Source organism: Pseudomonas sp. GW822-FHT06B12 (genome assembly GCF_058799675.1).
This window is the reverse complement of sequence record NZ_JBXALR010000001.1, coordinates 367717-387764: the sequence shown is the minus strand read 5'-3', so window position 1 is coordinate 387764 and position 20048 is coordinate 367717. Positions and strand designations below refer to the sequence as shown.

Sequence of the window (20048 nt, the reverse complement as noted above, 5' to 3'; positions counted from 1 at the left end):
GCCCCGTGCTTGGCGCAATGCAAACCACTGCAGTGAACAAGGAGCGTTTATATGGCATTTACAACCGTACAACTGGCCGCACAGATCAATAACAGCCGCGCTGACCTGCAGATATGGGCGAACTCGACCCTGCAAAACCAGGGCCCCATGGTGCCGGCCTTTACTGCCTACTTCAACAACCTCCAGACCTGGATCACCCAGAACGGTGGAGCAAACCCCTTTGGCTGGGACAACGTCACCGGTCTGACGTACCCCAATGGCATTCAGGTGGTGCTGCAGGGACCTGCACAGACGGCACCGTTCAATGATGCATTCAACGATGTAAGAGCACATTTGGGCACACCGGGCTTTCGGTTATTCCAGGCGGCTCAAGCGAGTCTGAATCTGATTGGTGTTCTGGGTCGTATGGGTTGATTCAAAGAGGAAGGTGGATGGATTTGTTTCCTGGAAGTCGACGGATGTTTGAGCGACGCTGAAAATAAATCCGTCCTCTTTTTACCCTCATCAGCTAACGGAGAACATCATGCCTGGGCAATGCGAGGAATGCGGCAGCGACAATGTTTATTGGAAAATTCTCGATGAGGGCGTTTCCGACGAACTTTATCGGTGCCCCGACTGCAACTTTACGCGAGACTTTCCAGTTACCGCCGACACCGCGACGATGCGTACGGCAAAAGCCATCAGCACGAGCAGCGGCGCCACGATGATCATGGCGATCGATCAATCTAATCACCCCGTCCTTGCCGAAGTCAGCACCGGCGTGCTTGCCCTTGCCAGTAGTGGCGTGTGCGCGATGATGACCGCGCATTGGATCGGTGCTCGTTTCAAGTATTCAAAGTCACAGGCGCACACCTACTTCCAGGAGCTGCTGCGGGACAAACTCCGACAGCTCGCGGCAGAGCAGACTGCATACATGAAAGAAATGCAAAGTCGGTCGAAGTTGTCGGAGAACTTTGACACGGCAAAAAAAGCTTATTTTGATTACACCGGCACTACGACTCACCCGGACAAGCTCCCCCCACCCATGGGCACGGGCGAAAAGGCGAGCTACATCGATCTGACCGTGCAGGAAAAGCGTCGTACGTTATGGGATAGCGCCATGCTCCATCAGACGGTGATGAAAGATGCCTACCAAATGGAAATCAACCGCATGTCGCTCAACTGCGCCATCGGCAAAGAGGTCTTCTCTAATGAGCCTCTCAACACCTTGACTGCCAAATTGAAAACGCAGGTACAAATTCCCTCGATGTATGCAATCAACCTTGCTCCCGTGTCTGGCGGGCTGATGCGACTGCTTCTGACAGGCAGCCTGTCGGAGACCGGACATGTTATCGGCGTGCAGATCGATCCCCCGCGCTATCGCCTCATGGACCCCAATACCGGGTTGTGGGTATGCGACTCCGCTGAAATTTTGATTGAACTGCTCCAAGCCCATCTGACCGACTTCTATGACGTGTTCGGCCTATTTAAATCAGGCCGTTTTACCGCATGGAGATTTTGATAACGAAAAAGACGACGCGATAAAACATAAATCAGTCTCCTTTCACGCACTTTCCCGTCATTACTGACTGAGACAGTTCAATGCCCCGCACCACCGACAGCAACACCACCCTGTCCCTAACCGCCACCTCGCTGTCGACGCTTTACCCTGAGTCGCTGTCCAACGAAGAAGCGCTCAACGCACTGGGTTCGCAAACCCTCAACGGCCTCAACGACGGCGCTTCCCTCCCCCTGACCAGCGCCGTCGCGACACACGTCACCACCACCCTGCACAACGATGCCATGGTTCGTCAATTCGACGCACTGATCGCCGAAATCCGCCAGCTCCCCGCGGACGCGACTGCCGAACGCTATCAACTCGTACTACGCCCCTGGCTATGGTGGCTGACCCTGGCCAGCAACAACCGCGTCTTCCAGAACCTCGCCACCTCGGACATCGTCACCACCATTTTCAAGGCCCACGGTTTCACCGATTACCAGCTAAAACTTACCGGCAGTTACACCCCGCGCGAGTACTGCGTGCAGTACGGCGAAACCGATTTTGCCTTCGTTTCGCGGTTACTGGAGGACGAAGGGATTTTCTGGTTCTTCACCCACGAGGATGGCAAGCACACGCTGGTGCTCGGGGACAGCAACGATGCTTTTGTGCCCATCCCCAACGGCCCGAAGGTGACGTATCTCGGGCAAAAAATCGGCGAGCGCGAGTTGCATGGCATTCGCGCAGGCCAAGTCTGCGTGCAGGCGGTAGCCGGGGTGTATCGGGCGACGGATTATGAGTTCACTACACCCACCGCATCCCTCTACGACCAGGCCGAAGCCGTGGCCGGGCCGCGTTCCATCTATGAGCATCCGGGCGGTTACAACGCCAAGGCCCGGGGCGATGCGCTATCCAAGCAGCGGGTGGACGGCTTGCGCAGTCAGGAAAAGCGCTTTGTCGGCGAGAGCGATTGCCGTTGGTTGGTGCCGGGGCACTGGTTCACGCTGGCCGGCCACGATGACGCGTCACTGAATATCGATTGGGTGGTGACGGCGGTGACTCATGAGGCCAGTCACGACAGTTACCGCAACCGCTTCGAAGCCATCCCCAAAGCCATACCTTATCGCCCGGCGCGGATCACGCCCAAGCCACGGATGCACACGCAAACGGCGCTGGTGGTCGGCAAATCCGGCGAGGAGATCTGGACCGACCAATATGGCCGGATCAAGTTGCAATTCCCCTGGGATCGCGACGGCAAGAATGACGAAACCAGCTCCTGCTGGGTGCGCGTGGTGCTGCCCTGGAGCGGCAAAGGTTTCGGCATGCAGTTCGTGCCGCGCATCGGTCAGGAGGTGATCGTGACCTTTATAGACGGAGACCCGGATCGGCCACTGGTGACCGGTTGCGTCTATAACGGCGACAACGCCCTGCCCTATGCGCTGCCGGCAAACCAGACACAGTCCGGGATCAAGACCAACTCGTCCAAGGGCGGCGGCGGTTTCAACGAGTTGCGCTTCGAGGACAAGAAGGACGCCGAGGAGGTTTTTCTGCAGGCGCAGAAGGACTTCAAGATCAACGTGCTCAACGACACCACCGCCACCGTCGGCCACGACGAAACCCTGACGGTGAAAAATGCCCGCACCCGTACGGTGAAGGAAGGCGATGAGACCGTGACCCTGGAAAAAGGCAAACGCAGCGTGATGATCCAGACCGGCAGCGACAGCCTGGATGTAAAGGACAGCCGCACGGTCAAGGTCGGTGCCGATCAGAAGCACAGCACTGGCGGCAACTATGAACACAAGGTCACCGGCGATTACAGCCTGACGGTGGACGGCAACCTGACCATTAAGGTAACCGGCACCCTCACGCTGCAAAGCGGCGGCAGTTTCACGATCAAGAGCGGCGCCGATCTGGCGGCCCAGGCCAGCACCTCGATCAGTCAGAAGGCTGGCACTTCCCTGAGCAATCAGGCCGGTACGGAACTGACCAACAAGGCCGGCACTACCCTGACCAACGACGCCGGGGTCAGCCTGATGAACAAGGGCGGTGCCGAGCAGACCGTGGACGGCGGCGGCATGCTGACCATCAAGGGCGGACTGGTGAAGGTCAATTGAGGAGTGACTGAGGATGTCATCGGACAAACTGGAACTGGAACGCGGTGACAGCCGGCTCGACGGACGAATGCTCGACGGCCAACTGGAAGGTCCGCTGCACATCAAGGAAGCCGGTAAGCCCCAGGCAGCCTTGAATTACAGCCAGGGCGAACTGCAAGGGATGAGCCTTCTGTATCACCCCAACGGCAAGCTGTCGGCACAGATGCCTTTTGTGCACGACAAGTTACAGGGCGTCGCGACGTTTTATGCGCCGCAAGGCTGGCTGCAACGCAAGGCCACATATCGCCGGGGTCTGCTGCATGGTGAAGCCAGCAACTATTTTCCCGATGGAAAAGTCGCTGAAGTGGAGTTTTACCGCGACGGTGTGCGTGAAGGGGTTTACCAGCGTTTTCATCCCAACGGCAAGCCAGCCGTAAACGCCCGTTATCTCAATGGTCAGTTGCTTGAGCCAGAGCAAGCCTTTGCCAGCGATGGACGACCACTGGACACCGAGGGCAAACCAATTTCGCGGATGCGCTGGTGGTATCGGCGCTGGGCCGATCCGACACAAGCCTGAAGCCTTGTATTGAATCTGATGGCCGCATCGCGAGCAGGCTCGCTCCCACAGGGGATCTTCATTGAACACAGTAATTGCGTACAACAGCGATCAAAATGTGGGAGCGAGCCTGCTCGCGATGCGGCCGGCACATCCAGTATCAATGGTGACTGAAACACCGCCTTCGCGAGCAAGCCCGCTCCCACAGGGGATTTTCATTGAACACAGCAATTGCGTACAACGGCGATCCAGTGTGGGAGCGAGCCTGCTCGCGATGAGGCCGGCACATCCAGCATCAATGGTGACTGAAACACCGCCTTCGCGAGCAAGCTCGCTCCCACAGGGGATCTTCATTGAACACAGCAATTGCGTACAACAGCGATCAAAATGTGGGAGCGAGCCCGCTCCCACAAGGGATTTTCATTGAACACAGTAATTGCGTACGCCGGCGATCCAGTGTGGGAGCGAGCTTGCTCGCGATGAGGCCGGCACATCCAGCATCAATGGTGACTGAAACACCGCCTTCGCGAGCAAGCCCGCTCCCACATTCAATCGTGTGTGTATCAGGGAATAAGCATCTGCATCTGCCCCGGCATCGCGATCTTGATCACCCCGCCCCAGTTGCACATCAAGCTGCAGTTGGCATCGAGGGCAGGCATTCCCCCCAGCAACAGGGTCGGCGCTCCGGGCATCCACGGGGCGGCGGTAGCCGGAATGCACGGCATTGGTGTCAGCACTCCGAGAGCAGCGGCGGTGGCGGCCGCGACCATCGGGTTGGCCGGGCTCATGCACATGCCGAACGGCATGATGTTCAGCAGCGGAATGTGATCCATGATGTTCGCCGCCGGCATGCCCCCGGTCAGCGTGCGGTTCACCGGCAGCACGTTGAGCACCCCCGGTGCTGCACCGAAACTGCATTGCAGGGTCGCGGTGGCGCAAACTTGCGGACAGCCCATTTCGAATCTCCTTCCTGGAAGCGATGCTCCTCTGAACCATAGTCCGCCGAGCCTGTTCTCGCACATCAGGAACGCTGATTATCCAGCAACACGCTAACCTATAAGACCTTGCCGCGCTTGTGGCGCCCCCGGTGCGCCATTAGATTAGCCAATGATGTCTGGCCTCCAAAATAAGCAGAAGGGATAAGCATGGCGCTTACTGACCAGTCCACCCGTATCCGCTCTGGCGAAGAACTCGATGCCAGCCTGATCGATCCGTACCTCAAGGCGCACATTCCGGGCCTGAGCGGGTTGCCACAGATCAGCCAGTTCCCCGGTGGCGCTTCAAACCTGACGTACCTGCTGGAATACCCCGAGCAGGAGTTCGTGCTACGTCGGCCGCCGTTTGGCCACAAGGCCAAGTCCGCCCACGACATGGGCCGTGAGTTTCGCATTCTCAATCAGCTCAAGGACGGTTTTCCGTACTGCCCGAAAGCCTACGTGCACTGCACCGACGAATCGGTGATCGGTGCCGAGTTCTATGTGATGGAGCGGGTCAAGGGAATCATCCTGCGCTCTGATCTGCCGCCGGAACTGGGCCTCGATGCGGCTAAAACCGAAGCCCTGTGCAAGAGCTTCATCGACAAACTCGTCGAACTGCACCGCGTCGATTACCAGGCCTGTGGCCTGGCCGACCTGGGTAAGCCGGAGGGTTATGTCGTGCGGCAGATACGTGGCTGGAGCGACCGCTACGAAAAAGCCCTGACCCCCGATGCGCCGAGCTGGCAAGCGGTCAAAGACTGGCTCAACGACAAGATGCCGGCCGACCACCCGACGTCGAGCATCGTTCACAACGACTATCGCTTCGACAACGTGATCCTCGACCCGAACAACCCGATGCAGATCATCGGTGTACTGGATTGGGAACTGACCACCCTCGGCGATCCGCTGATGGACCTGGGAAACACCCTCGCCTACTGGATCGAAGCCGACGACCCGGCACCGGTGCAACTGATGCGCCGCCAACCGAGCCACGCCCCTGGCATGCTGACCCGGCGCGAGTTCGTCGACTACTACGCCGAACGCTCGGGGATCAAGATCGACAACTTCGATTTCTACTACACCTACGGGCTGTTCCGCCTGGCCGGTATCGTGCAGCAGATCTACTACCGTTTCTTCCATGGCCAGACCCAGGACAAACGCTTCGCGCAGTTCATTCACATGAACAAGCTGCTGGAGCAGATGAGCCTGCAAGTCATCCAGAAATCCAGCCTCTGATCGCGCACCTGGCGCCACGCCCATCACAAGGAAAAACCATGTCCAAGACTCAGTTGTTCGACCTCGACGGTAAAATCGCTTTCGTCTCCGGCGCCAGCCGTGGCATCGGTGAAGCCATCGCCAAGTTGCTGGCCCAACAAGGTGCCCACGTGATCGTTTCGAGCCGCAAACTCGACGGCTGCCAGCACGTTGCCGACGCGATCATCGCTGACGGCGGCAAAGCCACCGCCGTCGCCTGCCACATCGGCGAGATGGAACAGATTACTCAGGTGTTCGCCGGCATCCGCGAACAGTTCGGACGCCTGGACATCCTGGTCAACAACGCCGCGACCAACCCGCAGTTCTGCAACGTGCTGGACACCGACCTCAGCGCCTTCCAGAAAACCGTCGACGTGAACATTCGCGGCTACTTCTTCATGTCGGTGGAAGCCGGCAAGCTGATGCGCGAGAACGGTGGCGGCAGCATCATCAACGTCGCGTCGATCAACGGCATTTCGCCAGGCATCTTCCAGGGCATCTACTCGGTGACCAAGGCGGCGGTGATCAACATGACCAAGGTCTTCGCCAAGGAGTGCGCACAGTTCGGCATCCGCTGCAACGCTCTGCTGCCGGGCCTGACCGACACCAAGTTTGCCTCGGCGCTGGTGAAAAACGACGCGATTCTGAAGACTGCGTTGCAGCAGATTCCACTCAAGCGTGTGGCTGACCCGAGTGAAATGGCCGGTGCGGTGCTGTATTTGGCGAGTGATGCGTCGAGTTATACGACCGGGATTTCGTTGAATGTGGACGGTGGGTTCTTGTCCTGATTCAGCGGACATGCGCTACGACAGGCAGCCTTCGGGCTGCCTTTTTTATGGACACAACCCTCCCCCTTGTAGGAGCGAAAATGAATTCCACACCTCGCGACAATCGAATATATATACATAAATAGACATCCTGAAAACAATAAAACACACGACTGTTACCCAAAGCGATCCGCAGCCCAACTTAAACATTTAGAAGTGCATTTTTCACAACCCGCACATTCAAACACGTTAGCCTCCAGTCCGCAGCCAAACACACCAAAACTCTTAACTTTGAACAAGTTCGCTGCACTACGCTCACGCGCCAACAACCCCTATCACGATCAACAAGTGCAAAAACGCGCCTGCACTTTATATAGTGGAACCTATTCATGAAATCACGGATGAAACTTTCTTTAACCATGGCTTGCCTGATAACGGCCGGCTTTACCACTCATCTTTACGCCGACAACGACAAATTCGGCACCCAGATCAGCGCACAGGTCACCGCGAACTATGCGGATACCCGTGACTCCTGCGGTAGCTACGCACAACCGGCTTTCGCCTGTTCAGGCGTCATCATCAGGTCCACGCGTTATTCGGATGCCTATCGTTCGTGGGAGCCCAGCCCAAAATCCAAAGCGTCCGGAGGGGTATCGTTTTCTTACCTCAGGGCCGACTCGAAGTTCAACGAAATGGCGGGGGTAGGTCGGAACGGCTTCATCCGCTACCCGGATCATCAAATACCTGCCGGAATGAATGGCACACAAGTTATTTGTGCCTTCCCAATTGATGGCGGCAGTGATGAACGGCAAGTATTAGGGTGCGACGACTCCAACTTGACCCCTGAGTTTGAAAGCAGTTGCCAACAGCAAGGAATCAACACCGCCGAACAGTGGTATGCATTTTATATCAAAAACGACAAGTCACATCATCGCCAGTGTTCTTTCGATCTACTCACCGGCCCAACCGGCCCTGCGGCAAAAGAGTTCATTGAAACACTGCGAGCGATGCAATACATACAAGATGAAAGTTTTGGCTCCCTGGGAAAGAGCAATAACGAGTTACGCATTGCCACATGGGCAGATGGCCTTGGAAAAGCTTTTCCGGTCATGTCGTTCTTTTACATTGAAGGTGGCCTTGAGGCCGCACAAAAAGATCAAAAAGCATTCCATGCAGAAACAGGAAGATTCGTTCCAATCCTGAACGTCACGTTGCCTCGGTCCCCCTCGGAGGACGCGACATTTACCTACCTTCCTTCTGACCAGCTCGCGCTGAACGATAGGTCAGGTCAGTCAAGTCACCGCTAAAGCGATACGGTTCGTATGATCGTTACCACGCAGAGCGTGGGAACGATCAACATAAATCGCTGGTAGATCAACAGATCGCAGCCTTCGACAGCTCCTACGCCAACGAAAATTAATTCCACTCCTTGCAATGATCGAATTTATATTCCATAACTAGGCATCCTGAAAACAATAATCCAAAGGACCCTGTTATGCGCGAACTCGGAATCGGACTCATCGGCACAGGCTTCATGGGGCGCGCCCATGCCTTGGCCTTTCGTAACGTCAGTGCGGCATTTGAACTGCCCTTCACGCTTCGCCTCGCCGCCCTTGCCGACGCCGATCCTGTTCGCGCACAAGCGTGTGCCACTGCCTGGGGTTTCGAGCAGGTCCACAGTGACTGGCAGCAGTTGATCGACAATCCCAAGGTCAACCTGATCGCCATCACCACCCCCAATCATCTTCACTACCCCATGGCCATGGCAGCTCTGGCGGCAGGCAAACCGGTGTACTGCGAAAAACCGCTGGCGGTCAGTCTTGAACAGGCCCACGCCATGCACCTGGCGGCCAAAGCGGCCGGTGTGGTCACCCGTGTGGGCTACAACTACCAGCACAACCCGATCATTGGATTGGCCCGCGACCTGATTCGAAACGGCGAGCTTGGCGAGATCATCAGTTTTCAGGGCGAGTTCAGTGAAGACTTCATGGCCGACCCGGCGTCCCCCTGGTCATGGCGTTGTGAAGCCGGGCATGCCGGCGGCGCGTTGGCGGATCTGGGCAGTCATTTGCTGGCCATGGCGCGCTATCTACTGGGCGATGTCGAGGCCGTATGCGCCGATACCCAGACAGTGCATCGCCAGCGCCCAGCCACGGCAGGCAGCCCGGAACAACGCAGCATTGCCGTCGACGATCAGGCCCACGCCTTGCTGCGTTTCACCAGCGGCGCTCGCGGGACCTTCAGCAGCAGCTGGCTCAAGCACGGCTACAAGAATCATCTGAGCTTCGAGATCAGTGGTACCCAAGGCACCCTGGCGTTCGATCAGGAACGCTTGAATGAGTTACGCCTGTACCGCGTCGGCCAGGACGGTTTCCAGCGTTTGCTGGCCGGGCCGAACCTGCCTGGCTACGCGGCGTTCAGTCCTGCACCAGGGCATCAATTGGGCTACAACGAGTTGAAGACGCTGGAGGTGCATGAGCTGATCATGGCCTTGGCCGGGCAAGGCCAGAACGGCACTGACTTCGAGCAAGCCTTTGAAGTGGAACGCTTGGCAGCGGCGATTCGATTGGCGGCGCGGGAACAGCGCTGGGTCAATATCAGGGAAGTCTGATCGCTGCACCGCGCCTGCTCAGCGCACCAATCGCTGCGCCAACGCCTTGGCCTGACTCGCCACGTCAGTCACCGCCGTGCTCTCCCACCACATCCCGCGCAGTGGTGGGCCCATGGCGAACAAGCGGGTCGATACCTGCCCCTCGGCATCCAGCACTGCGCCATCCACATCCGCCGCGATCCCCAACGCCAATGGCCCCGGACGAATCAATCCGCGGGCCAACAGCTGCTGCGGTAACGCTCGGTCGACCCGGCGCCAGTCGTATTCGATGCCACTGGAGTTGATCAGCGCGTCGCCACTGACCACCGTCACTTCAGACTCCCCGCGACGACGAATGCGAATACTCACCCGACCCTCCGTCGCGGGTGCCAACCCCTTGAACGAAGCAGCCTGAATCCGCAACCGCCCTTCCTGGTGCAAACGCGCCACCAATTCGGCACTCAAGGGTGGCGAACGGTGATGGTGGCTTTCCCACCATGGCCGCACATGCCGCACGAACTGCCGGCGCTGCACGTCCGTTGCCTGGCTCCACAGTCGCCCGATATGGGCGCGCACGGTATCCAGTGGCGCCTGCCAGTCGATACCGTCCGCCATCGCGGCACGGCAATGACGTCGCAGTTCGTGCATCAACTGACGAGGGCTGCGTATGTCAGGATCTTCTGCGAGAAAATCCACCCACGCCGGTGGCTGACGCCGCACATGGGGCAACAAGCCGTGACGGGAAAACACTTCGATTGGCCCACGATGCCCGGCCTGCTCCAGCGACACTACGGCATCGACCATGGTCAGGCCCGAACCGATGATCAACACCGTCGATTGCGGATCGAGCTGTGTCATCGCTGCCACATCCCAAGGGTCCACGGCGGCGGCGTTCAAACCACTGGATTCGGTTTGTGGGGTTCGCGCCGCCGGGAACAAACCGGTGGCCAGTACCGCAAACCCGCCGCGCAACCGTGTGCCATCGCTCAACGTCAACAACGTGGCATGTTCTTCGGTTTGCAGATCGACCACCTCCCCGCGCACATGCTCGACACTTGAGCCATGCAGTGCGCCGACTGCCTTGGCTTCAGCCAAACGTTGCTGCACATACAGGCCGAAAATGCCCCGAGGCGGGAACAATTCGGCGACCGGCACTGACTGCTGGTCCGACTCGGGCCAACCGCCGCTCGCGATAAACGCAGTCAGCCATTGGGTCAGGTCATCGGCGTTGTCCGGATCGACACTCATCCGTGCGGCATTGCCGTTCAGCGTATGGCCCAGCTCAACCGCGCTGTAGGCTTCGCCCCGGCCCAACTCGGCGCGGGGCTCGATCACCAGCACCTGACGCTTGCCAGGCAAGCGCAGCAACTGCGCGGCCAGCAACGCGCCGCTCAGACCGCCTCCAATGATCAGGATGTCGGCGTTGCGGAGGGTGTTTGTTGCCTGTTCGCCTGGAGTTTCACTCATGCAGTTCTCACCGGTCCGTGTTTGTCTGAAATGTATCAGTGACTGCCAGCGATGGCACTTATGCAGACGCTACTTTCCTCTGCTGTTGCCGCAACGCCGCAGATCCCGATAGCCGCTGCCCGGATGAACCTCGGGCAATCGTGCAGATTACAGAGACGATAAAACCGGGTATGGCAGAAATGATCATGGCGACTTTTAGGCTCCGGATGGAGCCCGAAACTCTAGCGCATAAGCCATGCCAAAACACTTAACCGCTTATTTTCAACAAATCATAAACAACACTGGGTCGCCGATGAGTTAAATGTAAAAGCTCTCGATCACTTCTTGCGGAGCAAGCCTGAGGGCTAAAAGTGCTCATTCCCCGAAGGGGGATAAACACTTACTTTTAAAAGCCACTTTATGCGAGGGAGATCAGAAATGGCGTTGATTCAGAGGCGCCAATGTTTCCATTTTGAGCAGACTCGACTTCGTAGCGAATTTCGACTTTTTTACCTGCATGTTTTAACAACTCAGACTTATTCAACAGGATGAAGACGTCTCGATTCACGTTGTCTACGACAGTACGGCCAATACTCTCATGACTCCCTTCAACGTAAGCGTCAATTACATCCCCTGCATGAATACCGTTGTACTTGATTACTACTACTGAAAAACCCTCACTGGGAACATTCTTGAGTTTGATCTCAGTCACAAGCGGTTCCAGCAAAGCAATTGCGTTGTTCGTTGACATTTCTAGATCCTCTTAGTCAGTTACGGATAACTTGTCCGCAGCACAAGGTTGTCGGCGGCTATCCATTTCTCAGCACACTCATTGCGCCGATAGACTATTCAAGACCGCTTTAAGGAGGTCGTCTACTGTCAGAAATAACAGGTACGCAGAATTACCAGACGAACGGTAAGCCCGTTTCAGAGCACCACATTGCGCACGAACCTGGTCGCCACGACGCCATCATTGCGATACGCGTGGGTCCGGTTACTGGCGAAGCTGATGAACTCACCTGTCGCGAGGCTGCGCTCCTCATCCCCCAGCACCAGCGTCAGGCTGCCTTCGAACACATACAGCTGTTCACTCCAGCCATCGGCATCCGGCTCCGAAAGGTATTGCTCGCCCGGCTCCAGCCGCCACTCCCAGAGTTCGACTTCACGGCTGGCATTAGCCTTGGCCAACAGCACGGCTTTGCTGCCGGGAATCAAACCGGCCCACGCCAGTTCGTTGATACGGCTTGGGTCGCGCACCTCGGGAGCCTGGATCAGATCGCTGAACGCCACGTCCAACGCTTCGGCCACCCGGTCGAGGGTGGTCAGGCTGACGTTTTTCTCGCCGGCTTCGATGGCCACGAGCATTCGCCGGCTGACCCCGGATTTTTCCGCCAGTGCGGTCTGGCTCAGCTCTGCGGCATGCCGCAGGCGCCGGACGTTCTGGCTGACGTGTTGCAGGACGGAGGCCCGTTGGCCGGAATCTTTGTGCACTATATTGCTCACTTAGTAGGTTTGCGCAGTATACTGCCCAACTTCGGGCGCATTGTGCGTCCCCCTCAGGTAGCGCGCAAGGCCATGACGTCGGTGAATACTTCCAAACCCTCTGCCCTTTTCTCACGGTTCAGCAAGGCTGAATGCGTGCTGGTGCTGATCACCATGGTCTGGGGCGGGACGTTCCTGCTGGTGCAGCATGCGATGACGGTCAGCGGGCCGATGTTTTTCGTCGGCCTGCGCTTTGCCGCAGCCGCGAGCATTGTCGCGCTGTTCTCCTGGCGCAGCCTGCGTGAGTTGACCCTGTTTGAACTCAAGGCCGGCGCGTTCATTGGCGTGGCGATCATGCTCGGTTACGGCCTGCAAACCGTTGGCTTGCAGACCATCCTCAGCAGCCAGTCGGCATTCATCACCGCACTTTACGTGCCGTTCGTGCCTTTGCTGCAATGGTTGGTACTGGGACGTCGGCCGGGGTTGATGCCGAGCATTGGGATCATGCTGGCGTTCACCGGGTTGATGCTGCTCTCCGGCCCCGCCGGGGCGTCGTTGAATTTCAGCTCGGGGGAAATCGCCACACTGATCAGCGCCGTCGCCATCGCCGCCGAAATCATCCTGATCAGCACCTATGCTGGCCGAGTCGACGTGCGTCGGGTCACCGTGGTGCAACTGGCGACCACCTCGGTGCTGGCATTTTTGATGATTGTGCCGACTCAGGAAGCGCTTCCCGGTTTCTCCTGGTTGCTGCTGGCCAGCGCCGTGGGCCTGGGCGCCGCCAGCGCGGCGATTCAGGTAGCAATGAACTGGGCGCAGAAAAGCGTTTCACCGACCCGCGCGACGCTGATCTACGCCGGCGAACCGGTCTGGGCTGGTATCGCCGGGCGTCTGGCAGGTGAACGGCTGCCGGGGCTGGCGTTATTCGGCGCGGGGTTGATTGTCGCGGCGGTGATCGTCAGTGAGCTCAAGACCAAGGGTAAGGCTGCTGCGACTGAAGAAGAGTTGGAACAGGAAATTCAAGGTTAAGGCGTGAAATCTGCGGTGCTTGAAAAATAGCTATCGCGAGCAAGCTCGCTCCCACATTGGACATGCGTTGTGTCGCGATTGTGTGTACACATCCGGACCCTGTGGGAGCGAGCTTGCTCGCGATGGCGTCCGACCGGTCGATCAAGCACTTCGAAACAATGTGAATCAGGCTTTTTCAGCCTACCTTGTAGGATCCTGCCACAGCTTGGCAGTTGGTGATCCGGGGCTCGGCACGTATGATCCTTCACAAACTTCCGCAGATTAGAAGCCTATGTCCCTGATAGTTCTACTGCTTCTGCCTTTTATTGGCAGCTGTCTGGCAGCCTTGCTGCCGCACAACGCGCGTAACGCCGAATCAATACTCGCAGGCCTGGTCGCCCTCATCGGCACCGTCCAGGTAGCGTTGCTGTACCCGCAGATCGCCCAGGGTGGAGTGATTCGCGAAGAATTCTTCTGGCTACCGAGCCTGGGCTTGAATTTCGTCCTGCGCATGGACGGTTTCGCCTGGCTGTTCTCGATGCTGGTGCTGGGCATCGGCACGCTGGTGTCGCTGTACGCGCGGTATTACATGTCGCCGGACGACCCGGTGCCGCGCTTCTTTGCGTTTTTCCTGGCATTCATGGGCGCCATGCTCGGGCTGGTGATCTCCGGCAACCTGATTCAGATGGTGTTTTTCTGGGAACTGACCAGCCTCTTCTCGTTCCTGTTGATCGGCTATTGGCACCACCGCGCCGATGCTCGCCGTGGCGCCTACATGGCGCTGATGGTGACCGGCGCCGGAGGTTTATGCCTGCTGGCGGGGGTGATGCTGCTCGGCCATGTCGTGGGCAGCTATGACCTGGACAAGGTCCTGGCCGCTGGCGATCTGATTCGCGCCCATGCGCTGTACCCTATTCTCCTGCCGCTGATCCTGATCGGCGCCTTGAGTAAAAGCGCCCAATTCCCCTTCCACTTCTGGCTTCCCCACGCCATGGCTGCCCCGACACCGGTCTCGGCGTACCTGCACTCGGCGACCATGGTCAAGGCCGGGGTTTTCCTTTTGGCACGGCTGTGGCCGTCGCTGTCCGGCAGCGAAGAATGGTTCTACATCGTCAGCGGGGCCGGCGCCTGTACGTTGTTGCTCGGCGCTTATTGCGCGATGTTCCAGAACGACCTCAAGGGCCTGCTGGCCTACTCGACTATCAGCCACCTGGGCCTGATCACCCTGCTGTTGGGCCTGAACAGCCCGCTGGCCGCAGTCGCGGCGGTGTTCCATATTCTCAACCACGCCACTTTCAAAGCCTCGCTGTTCATGGCCGCCGGGATCATCGACCACGAAAGCGGCACCCGTGACATTCGCAAGCTCAGCGGTCTGATCAAGCTGATTCCGTTCACCGCAACGCTGGCGATGGTCGCCAGCGCCTCGATGGCCGGAGTGCCGCTACTCAACGGCTTCCTCTCGAAAGAGATGTTCTTCGCCGAAACCGTATTCATTAATGCCACAGCCTGGGTCGAGATGACCCTGCCAATCGTCGCGACGATCGCCGGTACGTTCAGCGTCGCCTATTCGCTGCGCTTTACCGTTGATGTGTTCTTCGGCCCAACCGCCACCGACCTGCCGCACACCCCGCATGAACCGCCACGCTGGATGCGTGCGCCGGTGGAGTTGCTGGTGTTCACCTGCCTGCTGGTGGGGATGTTTCCGGCTCAGGTGGTCGGCCCATTGCTCGCTGCGGCTGCCCTGCCAGTGGTTGGCGGAACCTTGCCCGAATACAGCCTGGCGATCTGGCACGGCTGGAACGCGCCGATGATCATGAGCCTGATCGCCATGTCCGCCGGTATTGTTGTGTACCTGCTGCTGCGCAACCAGCTCAAACGCGGGCGCTTCAAATACCCGCCGATCATCGGCCGCCTCAACGGCAAGCGCCTGTTCGAACGCAGCCTGGTGGTGATGATGCGCCTGGCCCGACGCCTTCAGCGGCGGATCAGCACCCAGCGTCTGCAAACCCAGCTGTTCCTGCTGGTGCTGGTCGCGGTGTTGGCCGGTTTGATTCCGATGCTCCACAGCGGCCTGAGCTGGGGCGACCGGCCGAAGATCTCGGGCTCGATCGTCTTTGTCATTCTCTGGCTACTGGCGATTGCCTGTGCGCTGGGCGCCGCCTGGCAAGCCAAGTATCACCGACTCGCGGCCCTGACCATGGTCAGTGTCTGCGGAATGATGACCTGCATCACCTTTGTCTGGTTCTCGGCACCGGACCTGGCCTTGACCCAGTTGGTAGTCGAAGTGGTGACCACCGTGCTGATTCTGCTGGGTCTGCGCTGGCTGCCACGGCGGATCGAAGACGTCTCGCCACTGCCCGGCAGCGTGCCGAAAGCACGGGTTCGCCGTCTGCGCGACTTGCTGCTGTCGAGCGCGGTCGGCATCGGTATGGCGCTGCTCGCCTACGCCATGCTGACCCGCCAGACGCCGAACGACATCTCTTCGTTCTACCTCAGTCGTGCGCTGCCCGAAGGTGGCGGCAGCAACGTGGTGAACGTGATGCTGGTGGACTTCCGAAATTTCGACACCCTCGGTGAAATCACCGTGCTGGTGGCCGTGGCGCTGGCCGTGTTCGCTCTGCTGCGACGCTTCCGTCCACCGAAGGAAAGCATGCAACTGCCAGCGCAACAGCGCCTGTTGGCACCGGACGTGGTCACCGATCTGGTCAACCCGCGTCACGCCAGCGATACCGCGCTGGGCTTCATGATGGTGCCGGCGGTGCTGGTGCGGCTGTTGCTGCCGATTGCAGTGGTGGTGTCGTTCTACCTGTTCATGCGTGGCCACAATCAACCGGGCGGTGGCTTTGTCGCAGGGCTGGTGATGTCGGTGGCGTTCATCCTGCAATACATGGTCGCAGGCACTCAGTGGGTCGAGGCGCAGATGAGTCTGCGGCCAGTGCGCTGGATGGGCACCGGGCTGCTGTTCGCCACGCTCACCGGCCTCGGTGCGATGGTCGCCGGTTATCCGTTCCTCACCACCCACACCTGGCACGTCGAGCTGCCGCTGCTGGGCGACATTCATATCGCCAGTGCGCTGTTCTTCGACATTGGCGTGTACGCCGTGGTGGTGGGCTCGACGCTGCTGATCCTGACGGCCCTGGCGCACCAATCGGTGCGTGGCCACAAGCCGAGCAGCCAGCCTAAACCCATTGCCAAGCCAGGAGCCGCCTGATGGAAGAAGTCATCGCAATCGCCATTGGTGTACTGGCGGCCTCCGGGGTCTGGCTGGTGTTGCGCCCACGGACCTTTCAGGTAGTGATGGGCCTGTGCCTGCTGTCTTACGGGGTCAACCTGTTCATCTTCAGCATGGGCAGCCTGTTCATCGGCAAGGAGCCGATCATCAAGGACGGCGTGCCGCAAGACCTGCTGCATTACACCGACCCGCTGCCCCAGGCGCTGGTACTCACCGCCATCGTCATCAGCTTCGCCATGACCGCATTGTTCCTGGTGGTGCTGCTGGCGTCCCGGGGCCTGACCGGCACCGACCATGTCGATGGCCGGGAGCCTAAAGAATGAGCTGGATGCCCCATCTGATCGCTGCACCGATTCTGCTGCCGTTACTGACGGCGGCGCTGATGTTGATGCTCGGCGAAAAACACCGTCCGCTCAAAGCCCGGATCAACCTGTTCTCGAGCCTGCTGGGACTGGGGATTTCCGTGCTGTTGCTGCAGTGGACCCAGGCGCAAGGCGTGCCCGGCTCGATCGGCGTGTACCTGCCAGGTAACTGGCAAGCACCGTTCGGCATCGTGCTGGTGGTCGATCGCCTGTCGGCGTTGATGCTGGTGCTGACCGGGATCATCGGCGTCAGCGCTCTGGTGTTCGCCATGGCCCGCTGGGACCGCGCCGGCGCAAGCTTCCACGCGCTGTTCCAGATTCAGCTGATGGGCCTCTACGGGGCCTTCTTGACCGCCGACCTGTTCAATCTCTTCGTGTTTTTCGAAGTGCTGCTGGCGGCGTCTTACGGTTTGATGCTGCACGGCTCGGGCCGCGCCCGAGTGTCCTCGGGCCTGCACTACATTTCGATCAACCTGCTGGCCTCGTCGCTGTTCCTGATTGGCGCGGCGCTGATCTACGGCGTCACCGGCACCCTGAACATGGCCGACCTGGCACTGAAGATCCCGCTGGTGCCGGAAGCCGATCGCGGCTTGCTGCATGCCGGCGCGGCGATTCTGGCCGTAGCGTTCCTGGCCAAGGCCGGGATGTGGCCGCTGAACTTCTGGCTGGTGCCTGCCTACTCCTCGGCCAGCGCGCCGGTGGCGGCGTTGTTCGCGATCATGACCAAGGTCGGCGTCTACACTTTGCTGCGCCTGTGGACCCTGCTGTTCTCCGGCCAGGCCGGCGCTTCGGCGTACTTTGGTGGCGACTGGCTGACCTACGGCGGCATGGCGACGATTGTCTGCGCCGCGTTGGCGATTCTGGCCACGCAGCGACTGGAACGCATGGCCAGCCTGAGTATTCTGGTGTCGGCGGGCATCCTGTTGTCGGCCATCGGTTTCGCCCAGCCGAGCCTGATCGGTGCGGCGCTGTTCTATCTCGTCAGCTCGACCCTGGCGCTGAGCGCGCTGTTCCTGCTGGCGGAACTGATCGAGCGTTCGCGTACGGCCATCGAGATGCCGCTGGACGATGAAGTCGAAGCGCTGCCACGACCGCTGGAGTCCTCGCCGCCGACCAAGGGCATCAACCTCGACGACGAGCAGAAAGCCGTGGTCGGGCAGGTGATTCCCTGGACCATGGCGTTCCTTGGCTTGAGCTTCATTGCCTGCGCGCTGCTGATCATTGGCATGCCACCGCTTTCCGGGTTTATCGGCAAACTCGGCTTGCTCAGCGCCCTGCTCAACCCGTTGGGCCTCGGCGCCTCGGGTGAGCAGCCGATATCGAACGCCGCGTGGAGCCTGCTGGCGCTGTTGATTCTGTCCGGGCTGGCCTCGTTGATCGCCTTCTCGCGCCTGGGCATCCAGCGCTTCTGGACGCCGGCAGAGCGCCCGTCGCCGGTGCTGCGACGCCTGGAATGCGTGCCGATCTTTGCCCTGTTGGGCTTGAGCATATTGCTGACCTTCAAGGCCGAACCGCTGATGCGCTACACCCAGGCAGCCGCCGACACCTTGAACAACCCGCAGCAATACGTGATGGCGGTACTCGGCACCCGCGCCGTACCGAGCCCCGAAGCCAAAGCCGCGATGCAGGAGGTGCAACCATGAAACGTCTGTTCCCGGCACCCTGGTTATCGCTGGCGCTTTGGGTCCTGTGGCTGGTGCTGAACCTGTCCATCAGTCCAGGCAACCTGCTGCTGGGCGCGATACTGGGTTTCTGCGCACCGTTGATGATGCGCAAGCTGCGACCGCTGCCGATCCGTATTCGTCGCCCCGGGGTGATCCTGCGCCTGTTCTTCCAGGTCGGGCGCGACGTGCTGGCGTCCAACTTCGCGGTCGCGTGGGGCGTGTTGAACGCCGGTCGACGACCACCGCGCTCGCAGTTCATCAAGGTGCCGCTGGACCTGCATGACGCCAACGGCCTCGCGGTATTGTCGATGATCACCACGGTGATTCCCGGTACGGTCTGGTCGGAACTGGCACTGGATCGCAGCATTCTGCTGTTGCATGTGTTCGATCTGGATGACGAAGCGCACTTCATCCAGCACTTCAAGACGACTTATGAGCGCCCCTTGATGGAGATTTTCGAATGAGCGCCCTGCTCTCGAATGCGGTTCTGTTCAGCCTGTTCATGTTCTCGCTGGCGATGCTGCTGACGCTGATCCGCCTGTTCAAAGGCCCGTCGGCACAGGACCGGGTTCTGGCGCTGGATTACCTGTACATCCTCGCCATGCTGATGATGCTGGTACTGGGGATCCGCTATGCCAGCGATACCTACTTCGAAGCGGCGCTGCTGATCGCGCTGTTCGGCTTCGTCGGCTCGTTTGCCCTGGCGAAATTCCTGCTGCGTGGCGAGGTGATCGAATGAATGAGTTTGGTGAGTTGTCCCTGTGGGTCGAAATTCCGGTGGCGATCCTGCTGGTGGCCAGCAGCCTGTTCGCGTTGATCGGCGCCATCGGCTTGCTGCGTTTGAAGGACTACTTCCGGCGCATGCACCCGCCGGCCCTGGCCTCGACGCTGGGCGCCTGGTGCGTGGCACTGGCGTCGATCGTCTATTTCTCGGCACTCAAATCCAGCCCGGTGTTGCATGCCTGGCTGATCCCGATACTGCTGTCGATCACCATGCCGGTGACTACCCTGTTGCTGGCGCGGGCGGCGTTGTTCCGCAAGCGCATGGCCGGGGGCGACGTGCCGGCCGAGGTCAGCAGTCGGCGGACTGAAAGCGAGCGTTGAGCCGAAAGGATCGCAGCCTGCGGCAGCTCCTACAGG

General features: G+C 59.4%; 19 protein-coding genes. 15 read left to right on the top strand and 4 right to left on the bottom strand.

Going from position 1 to position 20048, the window contains the following annotated elements:
• Positions 1-51: 51 nt before the first annotated feature.
• From AC1RKH_RS01890 to AC1RKH_RS01875, 4 genes are all read left to right on the top strand, one after another.
• Positions 52-414: a hypothetical protein gene (locus tag AC1RKH_RS01890; RefSeq protein WP_493060870.1), complete on the top strand. Its 363-nt coding sequence runs from the start codon at positions 52-54 to the stop codon at positions 412-414.
• 109 nt (positions 415-523) lie between these two features.
• Positions 524-1501, top strand: coding sequence for a hypothetical protein (locus AC1RKH_RS01885; RefSeq protein ID WP_493060869.1), 978 nt, complete (start codon positions 524-526; stop codon positions 1499-1501).
• 80 nt (positions 1502-1581) lie between these two features.
• Positions 1582-3591 carry a type VI secretion system Vgr family protein gene (locus AC1RKH_RS01880; RefSeq protein WP_493060868.1) on the top strand — a complete coding sequence of 670 codons (2010 nt, stop codon included), beginning with the start codon at positions 1582-1584 and terminating at the stop codon, positions 3589-3591.
• Positions 3592-3604: 13 nt separating this feature from the next.
• Entirely contained in the window at positions 3605-4147 is a 543-nt protein-coding gene (locus AC1RKH_RS01875) for a toxin-antitoxin system YwqK family antitoxin (protein WP_493060867.1), read from the top strand.
• A gap of 542 nt (positions 4148-4689) precedes the next feature.
• Here the strand turns inward: AC1RKH_RS01875 and AC1RKH_RS01870 are convergent.
• Positions 4690-5082, bottom strand: a complete 393-nt coding sequence (locus AC1RKH_RS01870; RefSeq protein WP_054596762.1) for a DUF4280 domain-containing protein — start codon at positions 5080-5082, stop codon at positions 4690-4692.
• A gap of 189 nt (positions 5083-5271) precedes the next feature.
• On the opposite strand from AC1RKH_RS01870, the gene AC1RKH_RS01865 reads away from it, so the two are divergent.
• The 4 genes from AC1RKH_RS01865 (at position 5272) to AC1RKH_RS01850 (ending at position 9735) form a co-directional block, all read left to right on the top strand.
• Entirely contained in the window at positions 5272-6339 is a 1068-nt protein-coding gene (locus AC1RKH_RS01865) for a phosphotransferase family protein (RefSeq protein ID WP_493060866.1), read from the top strand.
• 38 nt (positions 6340-6377) lie between these two features.
• Positions 6378-7145 carry an SDR family oxidoreductase gene (locus AC1RKH_RS01860; RefSeq protein WP_493060865.1) on the top strand — a complete coding sequence of 256 codons (768 nt, stop codon included), beginning with the start codon at positions 6378-6380 and terminating at the stop codon, positions 7143-7145.
• 368 nt (positions 7146-7513) lie between these two features.
• Positions 7514-8431 (top strand): hypothetical protein, encoded by a 918-nt coding sequence (locus tag AC1RKH_RS01855; RefSeq protein ID WP_493060864.1) that lies wholly within the window; start codon positions 7514-7516, stop codon positions 8429-8431.
• 188 nt (positions 8432-8619) lie between these two features.
• A complete protein-coding gene (locus tag AC1RKH_RS01850; protein ID WP_493060863.1) occupies positions 8620-9735 on the top strand; it encodes a Gfo/Idh/MocA family protein in 1116 nt (371 codons plus the stop codon).
• An 18-nt stretch (positions 9736-9753) separates the two neighbouring features.
• Here AC1RKH_RS01850 and AC1RKH_RS01845 read toward each other — a convergent pair whose 3' ends face one another.
• The 3 genes from AC1RKH_RS01845 to AC1RKH_RS01835 form a co-directional block, all read right to left on the bottom strand.
• Entirely contained in the window at positions 9754-11181 is a 1428-nt protein-coding gene (locus tag AC1RKH_RS01845) for an FAD/NAD(P)-binding protein (protein ID WP_493060862.1), read from the bottom strand.
• Between the two features lie 397 nt (positions 11182-11578).
• On the bottom strand, positions 11579-11911 hold the full coding sequence (locus AC1RKH_RS01840) for a hypothetical protein (protein ID WP_493060861.1): 333 nt from the start codon (positions 11909-11911) through the stop codon (positions 11579-11581).
• A gap of 176 nt (positions 11912-12087) precedes the next feature.
• Positions 12088-12651, bottom strand: coding sequence for a helix-turn-helix domain-containing protein (locus tag AC1RKH_RS01835; protein ID WP_493060860.1), 564 nt, complete (start codon positions 12649-12651; stop codon positions 12088-12090).
• On the opposite strand from AC1RKH_RS01835, the gene AC1RKH_RS01830 reads away from it, so the two are divergent.
• From AC1RKH_RS01830 to AC1RKH_RS01800, 7 genes are all read left to right on the top strand, one after another.
• The gene (locus AC1RKH_RS01830) at positions 12646-13671 is read left to right on the top strand and encodes a DMT family transporter (protein ID WP_493060859.1); all 1026 of its coding nucleotides are present in this window, start codon (positions 12646-12648) and stop codon (positions 13669-13671) included. The two genes, AC1RKH_RS01835 and AC1RKH_RS01830, sit on opposite strands and share 6 nt — an antisense overlap.
• A gap of 271 nt (positions 13672-13942) precedes the next feature.
• Complete coding sequence (locus tag AC1RKH_RS01825; RefSeq protein ID WP_493060858.1) at positions 13943-16861, top strand: monovalent cation/H+ antiporter subunit A; 2919 nt, start codon at positions 13943-13945, stop codon at positions 16859-16861.
• Positions 16861-17205, top strand: a complete 345-nt coding sequence (locus AC1RKH_RS01820) for a Na+/H+ antiporter subunit C (protein WP_003202835.1) — start codon at positions 16861-16863, stop codon at positions 17203-17205. Before AC1RKH_RS01825 ends, AC1RKH_RS01820 begins: the two co-directional genes overlap by 1 nt.
• Positions 17202-18887: a monovalent cation/H+ antiporter subunit D gene (locus tag AC1RKH_RS01815; protein ID WP_493060857.1), complete on the top strand. Its 1686-nt coding sequence runs from the start codon at positions 17202-17204 to the stop codon at positions 18885-18887. The genes AC1RKH_RS01820 and AC1RKH_RS01815 overlap by 4 nt, the downstream gene beginning before the upstream one ends.
• Positions 18884-19372 (top strand): Na+/H+ antiporter subunit E, encoded by a 489-nt coding sequence (locus tag AC1RKH_RS01810; protein WP_123425381.1) that lies wholly within the window; start codon positions 18884-18886, stop codon positions 19370-19372. The genes AC1RKH_RS01815 and AC1RKH_RS01810 overlap by 4 nt, the downstream gene beginning before the upstream one ends.
• Complete coding sequence (locus AC1RKH_RS01805; protein ID WP_123425382.1) at positions 19369-19647, top strand: K+/H+ antiporter subunit F; 279 nt, start codon at positions 19369-19371, stop codon at positions 19645-19647. The genes AC1RKH_RS01810 and AC1RKH_RS01805 overlap by 4 nt, the downstream gene beginning before the upstream one ends.
• On the top strand, positions 19644-20012 hold the full coding sequence (locus tag AC1RKH_RS01800) for a Na+/H+ antiporter subunit G (RefSeq protein ID WP_493060856.1): 369 nt from the start codon (positions 19644-19646) through the stop codon (positions 20010-20012). The genes AC1RKH_RS01805 and AC1RKH_RS01800 overlap by 4 nt, the downstream gene beginning before the upstream one ends.
• The last annotated feature ends 36 nt before the right edge of the window (positions 20013-20048 follow it).

What these genes read in the sequence shown, in the direction of transcription:
- AC1RKH_RS01810 (WP_123425381.1), top strand. Translation starts at nt 18,884, where the DNA reads ATGAAACGTCTGTTCCCGGCACCCTGGTTATCGCTGGCGCTTTGGGTC.
- AC1RKH_RS01880 (WP_493060868.1), top strand. Translation starts at nt 1,582, where the DNA reads ATGCCCCGCACCACCGACAGCAACACCACCCTGTCCCTAACCGCCACC.
- AC1RKH_RS01860 (WP_493060865.1), top strand. Translation starts at nt 6,378, where the DNA reads ATGTCCAAGACTCAGTTGTTCGACCTCGACGGTAAAATCGCTTTCGTC.
- AC1RKH_RS01865 (WP_493060866.1), top strand. Translation starts at nt 5,272, where the DNA reads ATGGCGCTTACTGACCAGTCCACCCGTATCCGCTCTGGCGAAGAACTC.
- AC1RKH_RS01855 (WP_493060864.1), top strand. Translation starts at nt 7,514, where the DNA reads ATGAAATCACGGATGAAACTTTCTTTAACCATGGCTTGCCTGATAACG.
- AC1RKH_RS01820 (WP_003202835.1), top strand. Translation starts at nt 16,861, where the DNA reads ATGGAAGAAGTCATCGCAATCGCCATTGGTGTACTGGCGGCCTCCGGG.
- AC1RKH_RS01805 (WP_123425382.1), top strand. Translation starts at nt 19,369, where the DNA reads ATGAGCGCCCTGCTCTCGAATGCGGTTCTGTTCAGCCTGTTCATGTTC.
- AC1RKH_RS01890 (WP_493060870.1), top strand. Translation starts at nt 52, where the DNA reads ATGGCATTTACAACCGTACAACTGGCCGCACAGATCAATAACAGCCGC.
- AC1RKH_RS01815 (WP_493060857.1), top strand. Translation starts at nt 17,202, where the DNA reads ATGAGCTGGATGCCCCATCTGATCGCTGCACCGATTCTGCTGCCGTTA.
- AC1RKH_RS01850 (WP_493060863.1), top strand. Translation starts at nt 8,620, where the DNA reads ATGCGCGAACTCGGAATCGGACTCATCGGCACAGGCTTCATGGGGCGC.
- AC1RKH_RS01875 (WP_493060867.1), top strand. Translation starts at nt 3,605, where the DNA reads ATGTCATCGGACAAACTGGAACTGGAACGCGGTGACAGCCGGCTCGAC.
- AC1RKH_RS01825 (WP_493060858.1), top strand. Translation starts at nt 13,943, where the DNA reads ATGTCCCTGATAGTTCTACTGCTTCTGCCTTTTATTGGCAGCTGTCTG.
- AC1RKH_RS01840 (WP_493060861.1), bottom strand. Translation starts at nt 11,911, where the DNA reads ATGTCAACGAACAACGCAATTGCTTTGCTGGAACCGCTTGTGACTGAG.
- AC1RKH_RS01845 (WP_493060862.1), bottom strand. Translation starts at nt 11,181, where the DNA reads ATGAGTGAAACTCCAGGCGAACAGGCAACAAACACCCTCCGCAACGCC.
- AC1RKH_RS01870 (WP_054596762.1), bottom strand. Translation starts at nt 5,082, where the DNA reads ATGGGCTGTCCGCAAGTTTGCGCCACCGCGACCCTGCAATGCAGTTTC.
- AC1RKH_RS01885 (WP_493060869.1), top strand. Translation starts at nt 524, where the DNA reads ATGCCTGGGCAATGCGAGGAATGCGGCAGCGACAATGTTTATTGGAAA.
- AC1RKH_RS01800 (WP_493060856.1), top strand. Translation starts at nt 19,644, where the DNA reads ATGAATGAGTTTGGTGAGTTGTCCCTGTGGGTCGAAATTCCGGTGGCG.